Below are 14,230 nucleotides of genomic sequence, written 5' to 3'. Positions count from 1 at the left end.
ATTGCAGCGGCAAAAGCACCAGCAAAAGAACAAGCAGTGGGGAGCGCATCCAGAAAATTGTACTGGCGTCTCGAACGCAGTCGGCACGCGCGCAAGCATGCAGGCGCGCCGGCCGTGCGGGCCACACGGCACGCCCGAGTGGGCGCTATGAACATAACAAACTTGTAATCCTGCGGTGCGCAAGCTGTCGGCATGCGCTCAGCAAACTGTCTGTTGATTTCCACGCAGAAGTGACCCACTGGGGGTGCGGATAAAAAGTTGGACTGGTTTTATGCCGCAAGTCCAAGGCTCGCCCGGTATTCGATGGGGCTGAGGAAGCCAAGGGAGATCTTGATCCGCTTCTCGTTGTACCAGCGGATGTAGTCATCGACCACCTCAATGAACTGCTCAATGGTGACGCTCTTCCAGTCCCGAGGATAGAACAGCTCATTCTTTAGCCGCCCGAAGAAGCCCTCGCAAGCCGCGTTGTCAGAAGAGCAGGCCTTGCGGGACATCGAGCGGGTGAGGTTCGCGTCATTCATTCTCGAGAGCCAGCCAGGCCAGCGATAGTGGCCCCCGCGGTCAGAGTGGACCACTGGTCGGGCGCTTGTTTCAGTCACCGTCTCTATGGCTGCATCCAGCATTGTGTTGACCAGCTGTGCATCAGGGCTCGTGCCAATGGTCCAGCTCACCACCATCCCATCGAAGCAATCGATGATCGGCGACAGGTAGACCTTGCCTGCCGGTATCTGGAACTCCGTGATGTCGGTCAGCCATTTCTCGTTGGGGGCTGCTGCCTGGAAGTCACGGTTGATGATGTTCTCCGGTGCCGGGCTGATCTCGCCCAGGTAGGACGCATACCGCCGCCTCTTGGGCTTTGCAACGACCAGGCTCTCTTGCTTCATCAGCCGCTGCACCACCTTCTCCGAGATGGTGACGTCCTGCTTGGTCAGCGAGGCCTGCAGCCTGCGGTAGCCGTAGCAGCGGTGGTTGGACTCGAAGATCTCGGTAAGGGATTGGCGCACCCCAAGGTACTTGTCGCCAACCGCTGCATGGGCGCGATGGTAGAAGTACGAACTACGTGCAAGACCCAACTTTCCAAGGAGCTCTGGCAAGCCGTAGTGCTCCTTGAGGGCGTCAATCAGCAGTGTCTTCTCCCGGTTGGACAGGAGCTGCAGATCGACGCCCAGGCCTTTTTTTAACAGTTCATTGGCCTTATTCAAGAGGTCCTGCTCCAGGCGCAGTTGCCTGACTTCGCGGCGCAACGCCTCAACCTGGCGCTCGAGCTCGTCGCGCTCACGTGCCTGCGGTGATTGATGAGTGTGTTTCATGGATGCGGGCGCCTCACGTCCCAGAAGCTGGTTCTTCCAGTTGTACAACGTTGGCCGGCACACGCCTAGCTTGTCAGCCACTGCCTGCGCACTTTCCTGCCGAGTGCAAAGCTCCATGACTCCCGATTGCTTCAAGCTCTCGGGATACCTTCGTTGGCCCACACTGCCAACGACAGCCCTCCTAGCCTCAGGGAATGCCTCACGCACCCATTTGGTAAGCGTTCCACGACAGGGGTAGCCCAGCGCCCTCATCGTGGCCGCGATGCATCGGTCATGGGTGAGGTAGTGCTCGATCGCCGCCGCTTTCTGGGCCGGTGAGAACTTGGGTTCTCGACCTGCGTAGCCGGCTGGCAAATCAAGACGTTGCTCGTATTCACGGAACCAGCCCTTCAAGGAATTCTTGGTGGGGTAACCCAGCTGACGGATTGTGGGTCTGACGCGTTTGCCCAGCTTGATATAGAGCTCAACAGCTCGGATTCGATCTTCGTAGGAATACATGAACTACCTCCTGGTAGTCCAAGTTTTTGTCCGCATCCCCGGTGGGTCAGCTTTGCGTGGAAATCAACATCGAGCGTCTTCTACTAGTCGAGGCCATCAGCATTAGCGTGCGATGCGTCGTCGCCCTCAGAAAAGCGTGGCCATCAGGCGCCGAATCCCGCCAACCTCACCCGATACGGCGGGAACGCGGCAGGCACGCCAAGGTACCAGTGCGTGAGCTCCCGGAAGATCTTCGCCTTCGGCGGGCCAGCGACGACGGGACAACACGCGACTTCACCGCAACCGAGGCGACGCTGATCTACAGGCGCACCAAAAACCTACGTGCCTTGCAACTGCTCCTGGGGCACTCCAAGCTTGAGTCGACCGTGAGAGCGGGACCGCTGCGCCCCTGCTGGCAGCCTAAAGACATCGATTGAAGCGCGTGGCCATGGCCGCTATGCGGTACATAGCGTGAGTTCGGCTATACGAATCGAACGGCAGCAAGCGCTGCAGAACCGGCGTCCGGCTTGGCTGCTACAGGCTGATCTCAGTCATTCGTCGATCGAGGCTGGAGTGACTGCTGTTGCCACAAGCCGTCGTGTGCCCTGAGCAACCGTCTTGGAAGTCAAGCGCAATGGTAATTTGGATCCCAAGTGGAGCCGTGCTTGGCAATGGCGTTACACAGCAGCAACGCCGTGAACGTCAGCATGACGACGCGGCAGCCCAGGCGCCTCGTCAGCAGTGCAATGACGGCGCCCCGACAGCTCCGAACAGCGCTGTGACCGTGATCGCTTGGCCAGCGGCGCCGTCGCTGATGCCCAGGTCGGTGGCCATCGCCGTCAGCAGGCTGATCGACAGGAATTCGGCCATCACTAGGCCGAACACGCCCAGCGTCAGCGATGCGATGGCGGGCCAGATTGAAGTGTCTGCAGCTGGCTTGGAAGGCGACTGCACGGGGTTGCCCGAGCAGGTAGAGCCACTGGACGAGGAAGACACTAAAACCCCTTCAAGAAGACGGGAGGCGATACCAAGCTTGGCAACCAGCCATTGCCAGAAAAGACCGGGATCGAAGACGGCTGCTTTCACAACCGCTTCACCCCGTGACCAAAAGCAGCTTGAGGATCTGCTGGGGAACATCGCCAAGCTCAGCCGCATTTGTAAGTTGTTTTTTGTGGTTTTCTGCGCAAAATGCTTCCAAAAAACCAACTTACAAACTGTCGAGCACAAGAAATGTGCGGTGCTGGAGCGCCTTGTTATGAGTTTCCACCACATGATGTACGATCTATTGTGTATTCAGTAATATTTTTTTCATCATTACCTTGATATACATACCTAAACACGACACCTTTAGATAAAGCGATCAACATATTTTCGCTTCCACACAGGCTTTGTGACATAACTGGAAAATAGATTGATTTTACTTCTTCTGGGTCCACTTCATTAGAGGATGCAGAGACTACCGTATTCAAGAAAGTGATTTGCAGTCCATTCTTTTTAACGCTTTCCAATCTCATTTCATCATTTATCATTTTTGGTGTTTTGCCATTTGACTCGGCAACCAAAGCATCAACAATGTCTTTAGCATCAATTTTTTCAATTTCTTTCGCACTTGTATTGAGTGTCGCAATACCTCTATAGGCTCCAAAAACAATGACCGCCAATAAAATAAATGCTGATAGTTTCTTAATCACAAAATAACCTCCAATATTCTCATAACTTGGCGATGGCAAAGTCAAGAGGCGGCGCACGTTCATCGCTACTACGCCGTCGAACGAGCGAGAAGACCGCTCGCTGCAACAACGTGATGAGGCCAAATTTATGCGTTGGCTGCGCCGTCCACCGTAAGTTCCGCTCCGTTGATCGACCGAGCCTGTGGACTGGCAACAAAGGCATACAGAGCGGCCAGCTCGTCGGGGTCCGCGTAACGCGGAATCGCCATGCGCTGCAACTGGAACTGCGCATGCTCGCCGTCCGCGGGATTCATGTCCGTGTCGGTTGAGCCCGGGTGGATGACATTGACCGTGATACTGCGGGAGCCGAGGTCGCGTGCCAGCCCTTTGGTGAGGCCGATCAATGCGGCTTTGCTTGCCGCATACAAGGTCATTCCGCCTCCCGGCACACGAGTCGCTAGGTTGCTGCCTGTGTTGATGATTCGGCCACCATTGCTCATGTAGGCGAGCGCCGCTTGCGTGGCGACGACAACCGCACGCAGGTTGACAGAAAGGGTCTCGTCAATATCCGCGAGGCTGGCGGATTCGATGGAGCCCGTGCGGAAGATCCCGGCGTTGTTGACCAGGATGTCGAGCCCTCCGAGTTCTGCCGCTGCGCGATCGACCGCTGCTTTCACTGAAGTCGGGTCGGCTGCGCTCATCGGGACCGTGACGGCATTGCGTCCGGTGCTGCGAATCGCCTTGGCAATCGCATCCGCTGCCGTGGCGGACTTCTCGTAGCCAATTGCGACATCGGCACCTTCAGACGCAAGGCGACGCGCGACCGCAGCTCCGATTCCACGGCTTGCGCCAGTGACAAAAGCACGTTTTCCAAGAAGTGTTTTCATGATTGCAAGTCCATTTATGTATCGAACGGTGCCTAATGTTGGCGAGCAGCCGAGTTGTGCCGTGCACAGACGCAATCCGTCCCGACCTGCTGGCCGGAACTCGATGCGGAGATTCCCGAATGGGGCTGGCCCTGCGGCTGAAGCCCCGGATCCTGAAAGGAGCGCCCTGTTACGCCTTGTGAGGCGACGTATTCGAGTAGCGCTTCGCAACGTCCCGAAGCCGTTCGCCAAAACGCCTGGCCGTCTCGATATCGCCTTCCAACATTTCGTCAACCCCCGCATCGACCGGTGTTGTGGCCATTGCGCCTGAAGATGAACCGACATAGTTCACGTCGTTGCGCAGAGCTGCCTTGGTATTGGAGGGCATCATGCCGGTGCCCACCCACAGGCCGCTGTGTTGCATGGCAAATGTCATGAAGTACTGCAAGGTGGACAGCTTGTCGCCGCTCATGCTTCCGCTGTTGGTGAAGCCTGCGAAGAGTTTGTCTTTCCATTTCTGGGCCATCCAGGCCGCCGAAGAGTCATCGGCAAATCGCTTGAACTGCCAACTCGCGCTACCCATATAAGTGGGTGAGCCCAGCACAATCAAATCCGCGGCAGCCAGCCCCATCCAGGCGGACTCAGGCAGAGTACCTTGCGCATCAATCTCCAGCAATGCGGCCTCCGCACCTTGGGCAACGGCCTGTGCCAATCGACGGGTATGGCCGTAGCCGGAATGGTAGACAACCACAATGGATGGCATGGTGTGTTTCGCCGTCATTGGGCAGCCCTCCAGCGCTCAGCCGTTTCCAGCGCATAGTCGCGGTAGCTCCGCAACGACGTGCCCAGTTCTTGCTGCATGCGCTCGACTGCACCAGCGGAGCCCACCTCGCCATCCATCTGCATGCGCGCCATCATCAGCCGCATGTCGTACGCCATCCAGGCGGGTGCAAAACTCCGGAACCGCGCTTCAAAAGGTCCGATGTCGTCACCCGCGTACCGGACGGTCTTGCCTAGCACATCGCTCCATACAGCTGCGGCAGTTTGACCCGACAACGCGATTGGCCCCACGACATCCAACACCTCCGTTGGCAAGGGTTCGCTTGCGGCGTCTCGGCGCAGCAGATGTCGCGCGGCAACTTCCGCCACGTCACGCGCGTCCACCATGGAAATGCCTGCACTGCCGATAGGCATGGGGTACACGCCCCGCTCCAGAACATCGGACTGAATCAAGGCATCGTCGTTCTGCATGAAGTAAGCGGGACGCAGAATGGTCGCGTGCATACCGAGCTGTCCGATCATGCGTTCCACCGTGTGCTTTCCAGTGAAATGCGGAACATCGGTGAAACGGTCGCAGTGCATGACAGACAGGTACACGATGCGTTCGATACCCGCTTCGCGCGCCAGGTTGAGCGCAATCAGTGCCTGGGTAATTTCGTCTGCGGCCACAGTGTTGAGCAAGAAAAGCGTTCTCGCGCCAGCCATGGCAGCGCGCATCGAATCCACGTCCTGGAAGTCTCCCTTGACCGCCGTAACGCCGGGTGGAAACTGTCGCTTCTCTGGTGTTCTGGAGAGGGCATGAACGTCTGCGCCTTGCGCGGCTAGCAGCGCTACCACATGTGAGCCGATAAGCCCCGTGCTGCCCGTAACGAGTATGGTCATTAAAGTTCCTTGAGTGTGTGCAATGGTTTCGTGAAGCGGGTCTACGGGCAGGCAAGGAAGCGATCCATGTGTGCTCGTTCGACCCGGCAACAAGCTGAATTGTTTATGGTTTAACCTTGCACAAATAGACTCGTTGTGTAGACACCGGCGTACCGAAATATGAACAATCAAAACTACTCGATCGACGATCTCCAGTGGTTCATCAAGATCGCGGAGGCAGGGAGCCTCTCAGGGGCTTCTCGCCAACTGGAGGTTCCCAAATCAACCTTGTCGCGCCGCCTGGCGCGCATGGAAACGGCAGCAGGGGTCAGCCTCGTCAAGCGCAATACCCGAGCCTTCGCATTGACCGACGCTGGCCAACGCCTGCTGGACGGAACAAGTCCGCTGATCCATAAATTGAACGCCGTCACCCATGACCTTCTTTCTCAGGATCAGACGCCAAGTGGTCGCGTTCGCCTAGCTGCGTCAGCGACATTTGGCAAAGTTGTGCTGCTTCCGCTGGTGACTGAGTACCTGTTCAAACACGAACATTTGGAACTGGATGTCAAGCTCAGCAACCGCCACGTCAACATCGTCGAAGAAGGCATTGATCTGGCGGTGCGCATTGGCGAACTTGCCGATTCCAGTCTGAAGGCCCGTGCCATAGGCACCGTACGTCCAGCTCTATTTGCAAGCCCCGCTTATGCGAACCAACATGGGTTGCCGGTGCATCCCGGTGAACTCAGTGCTCACGCTGGCCTGCTGCAGTCGAGGGAAGCCGCAGAAATCAAGCTGCATTCGCGAAGCAGAACCGCAAAAGGACTTTTGCGCTCACGTTTGATCATCGGCCCTTCCGACGCCTTGCTGGCGCCGACATTGGACGGACTGGGAATCGCCGTACTGCCCGAGTTCCAGGCAGCGCCGCTGGTCGCATCAGGTAAATTGGTCAGAGTGCTGGAGGGCTGGCAAATGTCCGCGCTGAAAGTCCAGCTTGTCTACCCCATGCAACGCCATCAATCGCCAACAGTTCGGGCACTGATGGCGTTTCTCGCGGAACAGATCCCCAAAAGGTTGAAGACACTGTAGATCTGAATCGCCCCGGCATTCCTAGACACCGTTGAGCCGTTGGGAATGTCGCTGTTCGAACTCTACAGGGGATAATCCTGCCGCCGATGAATGACGGCGCTGTGAGTTGTAGAACATTTCGATGTAGTTGAAGACGTCCGCTCTCGCATCATCACGGGTTGCATAGACCCGCCTGCGGATGCGTTCGCGCTTGAGCAGTTGGAAGAAGCTCTCGGCCACAGCGTTGTCGTGGCAGTTGCCACGCCGGCTCATGCTGCTGACCAGGTTGTGCTCGCGCAGGAAGGTCTGCCACTCGTGGCCTGTGAACTGACAGCCTTGATCGGAATGAACCATGACAGGTGCACGCGGCTGGCGGCGCCATAGCGCCATCAGCAGTGCATCGAGGACCAGGCTCGTGTCAATGCGGCTGCCCATGGACCAGCCCACTACCTGGCGTGAGAACAGATCGACCACAACCGCTAGGTACAGCCAGCCTTCGTGGGTTCGGATACCCTCTTTCGCGAAGCCATTTGCCTGCACAAGCAAAAGCACATGTACGACGAATAAAAATCTCAGGCGCATCGTCTTCTCCCTCGAATAAGGCTATTGTTTGCAGCAATTGTCTTGGATGGCCGCACCGCTTCGCATGCGTACTCGTCGGCCTGCGCTTGCACTGGCAACGCAGGTTGCGTTGGTGCCGCCTGAATCTGACCTTGTTCGGTGAGTCCGGCGAATCGAAGCTCAGCTTCCTGACGCCGCCGTGAAACCACGCAGTCGGCGGCACCGTGAGTCGTTGCTTTAGGACACCCGCTTAACCGCCAGAGCAATATTTGGTTTGAACGCCCGGCCAATCGTCACAGCGGCAACGACGCTCGGACGATGGAAAGCAAATCCTCGCTTGGCTCCTGATCGAAACGGGCCACGCCGTTGTTCGTCAACAGCACCGTCAAGCGCTTGGGGCGCATGAACCGGATCTGAACCTTCTCGATAACATGCTTCTTACCGTGTACGAGTGCCTGGGTTGCCCCGAGAACGTCGACACTGCCCTTGATGACCGCTTTGGCCTGGACATTGGAGGCGAGTTCCATCGCTCCCAATTGCAGTGAATCCACGATCCCCACTTCGTTCAAGCGCCGCTGCACTTCGCTCGCCCAGTCCAGCACGTTGACCGAAAGCGGGCTGATCGCCAAAGCAAAGTCGGTTGCCTCCGCCAGCCGGCTGATCATGGTCTGAACGCCGCGGGGGGCGTCCACGAGTTCCAATCCTGGGCCGGCCACTGCCGCCTTGAATTCACAACTTCGGTATTCGACGCGGTGAAAACTCGCCTCCACCCCAAATGGGTCGGTAACGGTATCGTCGTACTCGATCTTCTCCACGAATCTGGCATCGAGAAAATCGTCTCTGACCCGATCCAGAACGAAGCCTTCGACCTGCTCTCCATCAAACGCCTTCACGCGAAGGCGTTTGGCCAGAACTCGCATAGAGATTGGCCATCGAGCCTTTAGCCAGCGATAGCGTTTCATGAAGTGGTCCCCGCTTCCGAATCCGCACCAGCACCCGCCGCCTCGGCGAGCAATTGCGCCAAGACGGTACGGGCAGTCTTCTCGATCATCGCGAGCAGGGTTGCCTTCTCCGCCTCGCTTACCGGGCGGATGTTCTTTGTATACGCGCCATTCTTGAACTTGAGCGCACCATGAATGGAGTAGCGAAACTTCTTGCCGGCCTGCCGATCCTCAAAGCCCGCGTCGCATTCGATGATCGCGTAGGGGTGGACGTTCTGCTTCGCGCGCCAAGTGATCGACGTGATGAAGAAGCCCTTGTCCTTCAGCTCTTGGTACATCTCGGAGGCGACCAGGTTTTCACCGCTGAGCGCCACGTTCTCGACCACGCCGAGCATCTTCTCTTCGGCCTCGTCAACGTCGTCACCGTCCATATCGAAGTCATCGTCCTCTTGCTCCGAGGTCGAATGGGCGACCCGCAGGCGTGAGACGGTCATCAATGGAAAGTCGGGTAACGACGAGATCAGCCGCGTGAAGAACGTCGTTCGCGCCTCAGCCGAGGTCAGGCCAGTCAGCTCAATCTCTTCGAGTTGCACAACGGCCTTCTTGTGAGCTTCAATTCGCTCCCGCAGCTTGTCGACCATGGCACGGGCGCGGTCGGTTGCCGGTATGCGGATCTCGGTGCGCTCCCCGACCTTGGTGAAAACCAACTCTGCATCTCGATCTTGGCGCTGCAGCAGCCGCGTCTTGGAGTAGTCAAACTCGGAGTAGGTCACGTTCATGACGAATTCGGATTCGCTCTTCTTGTGGGCGCGAACGACCTCCTGGACTTCGGCCTTTTGGTATTCGCTGACGATCTCCTTGAGCTCGTCTGGCGACAGTTCGGTGTTCAACGAGATCGTAGCCGTCTTTTCGCCCCGCTTCGAGGCCTCGCGCCGCTCCAGAATGCCGCACACATCCGCGTAGTCGTGTGGGAGCAGCGACAGGTACTGAACCAGCGCCTCTCTTGACTCGGCTGGCGAACTGAAGATGCCGCGGTCGCGCAGCAGCTCCAGCAAGACCGCTTCCGTCACCTTCTGCTTGGCGGAGAACAGCAGGTCGTGGATCTCTTTGTTCGTGGCGAAATACAGCTGCCCAGGATCACGCATAGTCCATCCCCAGATCGATCGAAGAGAACTCCGTGATGGCCTGCGTCATCTTCGTGTAGCCGATGGCGTTGACCTTCGCGGCCAGCTCAGTCGAGTGGCCGTCGTCGCCCAGGCTCTCGACGTAGCGCTGCTTGGCCTTTTGAAAGCGTGCAGCGGCTGCAGCATCCGAGGCCATGGACCGAATGTCCACCTTGGTCGCATCCTCCAGGACTTGGTAGTGGCGCAAGAAATCGAGAAGGTACATGAACTCCTCTTCGGTTTCTCCGGATCGGCGATAGAACACGATGACACCTCGCTGGGCGAGAGCAGGCCCATGTTTGTACTCGAACACGATCCAAGGCGATGTCAGCATCTCCAGCGTGGCCGCGCGTGCCTTCTCCGGCTGGAGATTGGCTCGTCCGTCCAATTGCGGATAGAAGAACTTGCAATGCTGCGCCGCCGGCAAGGCAGCTGGCCCAGCGGCGCCACGCAGTTGTCGAATGTCGTACCGAACGTTGTCGATCCAGTGCACGTCGCGCGGGCCCAAGACGAACAGCCGCGCACCCTTGGGCAGCAGCAGATCCTTGGGCGTGGCTGCGCTCAGCACAGACGAGAAGTCCTTGTCGTACTCACCGTCGTGGTTGTAGACGAAGAGCAGTCCGCAGACGTTCGGCGTCACGTTGCCATGCATGTAGAGGTCCCGCCAGCGCTCGCTCTTCTCTGCGCAGGCGATCTGCTTCGCGAGGCTGGCAATGGCCCCCTGCAAGGTCGCGGTAGTGATGGAGCCCTTTGCGTAGCTCTTCAGGTCGCAATGAACGAACGTCCTGCGCTGCGCATACGGCTCGTCGTAGTAGAAGACCACATCCGCCGGATGCGTGTCGACTCCATGAAGGACCTTGTCCTCACAGGGCCAGTTCTGATCTTCGGGGCCGACCTTTGTCCAGAAGAATTCTGAGAACACTTCATCAGACAGTTTCATAGCCATTAATGCGATCTTGCTCGTTTCTGACACTGAGCCTCCCTAAATACGGCTTCTTTACACTGTTTATAGATTATGGATGGAGCCGTGCTTTTGGTGGCCAGCGGTCACGGGAGGTCGTAGTTGTGTTCCTTGGCAAGTGCTAGCGCCCTTGCGCGGACGACTGCTTGAGGTCAGCCAGCGTGAGTTCGCTCACGTCAAGCCACCGTCTGCAACCGCTGCATTGCAGACAAAGCCTAGTATCGGTACTTTTCTGAGAATACCGTCTACGCTGTGGTGACTCGATGAGGAGACGCGATTCCCGAGCACGACAGGATTCACTTGTTGCCCGCAAAGTGGGTAAATCTTCAACGGCTGCAAGGATGCGCTCCTATACGCCTAACAGGCTGCTGAAATACTCCCCGCCAACCCTCTGCGCCTGCCACCGAGGCAGGACAATCGAGACATTCCCCCGAACCACCAGACAAGCCATCCATGCGCGGAGCCGACACCTTCACCGAGAGCCTGTTCACCATGCGCCATCTCGATGACTTCGTGCCCGCGGACCATCCTCTGCGCGTGATTCGCGTGATGGTCAACAAGACGCTGGCAAACATGGATGGGCTGTTTGCCCAGATGTACGCAGCCGACATCAAAGGTGGACGCCCCAGCATCGCCCCTGAGAAGATGCTGCGCGCCATGCTCATTCAGGTGCTCTACAGCGTGCGCTCAGAACGCCAGCTCATGGAGCAAACCCAGTACAACCTGCTGTTTCGCTGGTTCATTGGCCTGGCCATGGACGATGCGGTCTGGGTGCCCACCGTCTTCAGCAAGAACCGCGAACGCCTGATCGAGCACGATGCGGTCATAGAGCTCTTCAACCAGATCGTGCAGCAAGCCCAGGAACAGGAGCTACTCTCGGGCGAACACTTCAGCGTGGACGGCACCCTGATCCAGGCCTGGGCGGGCCACAAGAGCTTTGTGCGCAAAGACCGCCAGGGCGACGACGATACCGATGCGGGCAACTTCAAAGACCAAAAGCGCAGCAACGACACCCATGAATCCACCACGGACGGGGACGCACGGCTGTACCGCAAGGGCAAAACGGCCAGCGAGTTGCGCTTCATGGGCCACACGCTCACCGACAACCGCCATGGGCCGGTGGTCAGTGCCGTGGTCACCCAGGCCGACGGGTATGCAGAGCGCGAAGCGGCCAAGGCCATGATCAACGATGCGCGACAGGCATTGCCCGGCGATGAGCCCATCACGATCACGCTGGGCGCGGACAAAGGCTACGACGCCAAGGAATTCATTGAAGCCCTGCAAGAGATGAACGTACTGCCCCATGTGGCGCAGAACAAATCAGGGCGCCAATCTGCGGTGCCCGAGGGAATAGCAGACAGCGAAGGCTACGCCATCTCGCAGCAAAAGAGAAAGCTGATCGAACAGGGCTTTGGCTGGGCCAAGACGGTGGGTCACATGCGCCAGGTGCTGGTGCGCGGGATCAAGAAAGTGGACCAGATGTTTGTGCTGACGATGGCGGGCTACAACCTCACGCGACTGCGCAGCCTGGGGCAAATCCGTCTGCAGGGGCGGGTGTGAGGGAAAAAGAGGCGGGAGATGGGCCGGGAAAGGCAAAAAACCGGCCTGATGGAGTGCTGAATTTCAAGATACGGAAACTTGGCGAAAAAACAGCGCCAGGGCCAAGGGAGGCAGGCCGCAGGTGGGGGAGTATTTCAGCAGCCTGCTAAGGCCTCAAAGTAGCGCTTGAGGACAGCTTCAGCATTTATGTCTTTTGCGACTCTCGTGGCCAGGCCCTTTGTGTCGGCAAAGCCCGGGAGCAGACTCTGTGGAAGGAAATGAATCTCGTCTTCAACAGAATGCGTGATGTGCAGACCATAGCCCTAGTACATCACCCGGAGCGCAATCAGGAGTTCAAACCAGGCTACGAGAAGCTACGTCAACCCAAAGACACCAAACTGGAATTGTTCGATCTCGCTTGGTACTTCAGCGCATATATCGTTGACGATGGAATGATTGACGACTTGGAGCTTTGATGGTGAGGAGTTTCGCCAACAACCTGCTCAACGTGCGTATGGAAACCTTTGCTCATTCAAAAGCTTAGGCCCTAGAAGGCATCCGAATCAGTACTCACGCCAGTATCTTACGGTGGTATTTTTTACATGCATCCATTGGCATGTAAGAGGCCAATACCTCGCCTGAATACACCTTGGTTCACTAGGTACTGGAATAGGTCATCAACATGGATGACCTCATTGCCATCACAGAGAGACTCATCACCCAATAGGGGCTCAAACAAATAGCCTTTGCTTGCTCTCATCTAGCGAATGCTTGTTCGCTGTATAACAGCCTATCAGTAATTTTTTACTGTGAACCTCCCTATGTTATGGATAAGAACAAGGTAGGGATAACAAGGTGCATGTAGGTACAGAACACTCATTCGACCAATGGTCGTGATATCACTGATTCAAATAGCACAGGAATAAACACGCGCACTTACCGTTTCTCAAATGATGCGTCAATCAAGCGCACCAGAGAGCACAGCCCTTCCTACTTGTTTACATCCAAAGCACGCCCCTTTGAGGGGCGTTTTTACTTTTGACCTCGAGAAAGGGTATTACCATGACATATCACCTCAGCGTGAAGACGGGAGGCAAGGGCGCTGCAGCGCGCCATGCAAAATACATCGGACGTCGCGGAGCCTTTGAGAGCAAAAGCGAAGACCTCGTGGACACATTCTCCGGCAACCTTCCCGGTTGGACCAGTGGCGATACCACCAAATTCTGGCAGACCGCCGACAAGTACGAGCGTAGCAACGCTGCCGTGTACCGCGAGTACGAGGGCGCGTTACCAGCCGAACTAACCCATACACAAATGCGCGAGGCTCTCGAGGAGTGGATGCAGCACGTCGCACCCAACAAGCCCTATGAAGTTGCCATCCATGAGCCCGTTGCCGCCCTTGGTGGAGTGCCACAACCGCATTTCCATGCGATGGTTTCGGATCGGGTACTCGATGGAATCGACCGCCCGGCGGAGCTGCATTTTCGACGTTACAACCCCAAGAAGCCGGAAGCAGGGGGCAGCAAAAAAGACAGCGGTGGCCGCACACCCTTGGCCTTGCGCAACGAGTTGAAGGAAACACGCAAAGCGTTTGCCGATCTCTTGAACCGGCATTTGACAGCGAATGGACATGACCCGCGGCTCGATCATCGAAGCCACCAGGAGCGAGGACTCTCCGCCGAGCCGGGGCGGCACCTCGGACCTGCCAGGGTCCAGCGACTGCGGGCGGCACAAGCGCAGTCTGCGACATCGCCATAGGCTCAAAACGCGAGATTTCTGCTGCCGGCAGCAGAAATTCCGTGTTTTTAGACACAGAGGCCTTCAATTTTCGCTCGAAGAACGCCGTGAGCCGAGGTGACTAAAAAGCTCTTGGCGGTCTTGGCTGCGCAAACTGCACCAGATCGATCTGCGCCTCACGTCCAAGGTTTTCCAAGAAGCGCCGTCACACGCCAAAGGACTAAAGGTAGGTGGATTGGTAGAACGGCGAACACCACCGCAAGCAACCTAGCTGCAGGTCGGCGGAGAAAAGCCTGCCG

General features: G+C 57.3%; 13 protein-coding genes and 2 pseudogenes. 5 read left to right on the top strand and 10 right to left on the bottom strand.

All coding sequences use genetic code 11. The features are described 5' to 3' along the window. Positions 1-269 precede the first annotated feature (269 nt). Positions 270-1,808, bottom strand: coding sequence for an IS3 family transposase (locus ACSQ3D_RS23595; protein WP_056419717.1), 1,539 nt, complete (start codon positions 1,806-1,808; stop codon positions 270-272). 224 nt (positions 1,809-2,032) lie between these two features. Here ACSQ3D_RS23595 and ACSQ3D_RS23590 point away from each other — a divergent pair. Further along, positions 2,033-2,224, top strand: a pseudogene (locus tag ACSQ3D_RS23590) (hypothetical protein); the annotation flags it as partial. 298 nt (positions 2,225-2,522) lie between these two features. Here the strand turns inward: ACSQ3D_RS23590 and ACSQ3D_RS23585 are convergent. From ACSQ3D_RS23585 to ACSQ3D_RS23565, 5 genes are all read right to left on the bottom strand, one after another. Continuing rightward, positions 2,523-3,059 carry an MFS transporter gene (locus ACSQ3D_RS23585; protein ID WP_124514002.1) on the bottom strand — a complete coding sequence of 179 codons (537 nt, stop codon included), beginning with the start codon at positions 3,057-3,059 and terminating at the stop codon, positions 2,523-2,525. After that, positions 3,041-3,541, bottom strand: a complete 501-nt coding sequence (locus tag ACSQ3D_RS23580; protein WP_124514001.1) for a hypothetical protein — start codon at positions 3,539-3,541, stop codon at positions 3,041-3,043. The genes ACSQ3D_RS23585 and ACSQ3D_RS23580 overlap by 19 nt, the downstream gene beginning before the upstream one ends. A 62-nt stretch (positions 3,542-3,603) precedes the next feature. Continuing rightward, positions 3,604-4,344, bottom strand: a complete 741-nt coding sequence (locus ACSQ3D_RS23575) for an SDR family NAD(P)-dependent oxidoreductase (protein ID WP_056419724.1) — start codon at positions 4,342-4,344, stop codon at positions 3,604-3,606. A gap of 169 nt (positions 4,345-4,513) precedes the next feature. Next, on the bottom strand, positions 4,514-5,086 hold the full coding sequence (locus ACSQ3D_RS23570) for a flavodoxin family protein (protein ID WP_056419935.1): 573 nt from the start codon (positions 5,084-5,086) through the stop codon (positions 4,514-4,516). 14 nt (positions 5,087-5,100) lie between these two features. Beyond that, positions 5,101-5,985: an NmrA/HSCARG family protein gene (locus tag ACSQ3D_RS23565; protein WP_056419726.1), complete on the bottom strand. Its 885-nt coding sequence runs from the start codon at positions 5,983-5,985 to the stop codon at positions 5,101-5,103. 159 nt (positions 5,986-6,144) lie between these two features. Here ACSQ3D_RS23565 and ACSQ3D_RS23560 point away from each other — a divergent pair, with 159 nt between their 5' ends. Beyond that, positions 6,145-7,050 carry a LysR family transcriptional regulator gene (locus ACSQ3D_RS23560; protein WP_082493268.1) on the top strand — a complete coding sequence of 302 codons (906 nt, stop codon included), beginning with the start codon at positions 6,145-6,147 and terminating at the stop codon, positions 7,048-7,050. A 21-nt stretch (positions 7,051-7,071) separates the two neighbouring features. Here ACSQ3D_RS23560 and ACSQ3D_RS23555 read toward each other — a convergent pair. From ACSQ3D_RS23555 to ACSQ3D_RS23540, 4 genes and pseudogenes are all read right to left on the bottom strand, one after another. Then, positions 7,072-7,539, bottom strand: a pseudogene (locus ACSQ3D_RS23555) (IS3 family transposase); the annotation flags it as partial. Between the two features lie 344 nt (positions 7,540-7,883). Next, positions 7,884-8,552, bottom strand: a complete 669-nt coding sequence (locus ACSQ3D_RS23550) for a hypothetical protein (RefSeq protein ID WP_124514000.1) — start codon at positions 8,550-8,552, stop codon at positions 7,884-7,886. Next, positions 8,549-9,676 carry a hypothetical protein gene (locus ACSQ3D_RS23545; protein WP_056419734.1) on the bottom strand — a complete coding sequence of 376 codons (1,128 nt, stop codon included), beginning with the start codon at positions 9,674-9,676 and terminating at the stop codon, positions 8,549-8,551. Before ACSQ3D_RS23545 ends, ACSQ3D_RS23550 begins: the two co-directional genes overlap by 4 nt. Further along, positions 9,669-10,640, bottom strand: coding sequence for a hypothetical protein (locus ACSQ3D_RS23540; RefSeq protein WP_233589904.1), 972 nt, complete (start codon positions 10,638-10,640; stop codon positions 9,669-9,671). The genes ACSQ3D_RS23545 and ACSQ3D_RS23540 overlap by 8 nt, the downstream gene beginning before the upstream one ends. 468 nt (positions 10,641-11,108) lie before the next feature. Here ACSQ3D_RS23540 and ACSQ3D_RS23535 point away from each other — a divergent pair, with 468 nt between their 5' ends. From ACSQ3D_RS23535 to ACSQ3D_RS23525, 3 genes are all read left to right on the top strand, one after another. After that, positions 11,109-12,215 (top strand): IS5 family transposase, encoded by a 1,107-nt coding sequence (locus ACSQ3D_RS23535; protein WP_056419738.1) that lies wholly within the window; start codon positions 11,109-11,111, stop codon positions 12,213-12,215. Positions 12,216-12,472: 257 nt separating this feature from the next. Then, positions 12,473-12,670, top strand: coding sequence for a hypothetical protein (locus ACSQ3D_RS23530; protein WP_199226355.1), 198 nt, complete (start codon positions 12,473-12,475; stop codon positions 12,668-12,670). A gap of 586 nt (positions 12,671-13,256) precedes the next feature. Further along, positions 13,257-13,952: a MobA/MobL family protein gene (locus ACSQ3D_RS23525; RefSeq protein WP_082493271.1), complete on the top strand. Its 696-nt coding sequence runs from the start codon at positions 13,257-13,259 to the stop codon at positions 13,950-13,952. Positions 13,953-14,230: the final 278 nt, after the last annotated feature.

This window comes from Acidovorax sp. LjRoot117, from assembly GCF_964252695.1.
Classification (GTDB): Bacteria; Pseudomonadota; Gammaproteobacteria; order Burkholderiales; family Burkholderiaceae_C; genus Acidovorax.
The sequence above is the reverse complement of the archived record's forward strand: the minus strand, read 5'-3'. Positions and strand labels throughout refer to the sequence as shown.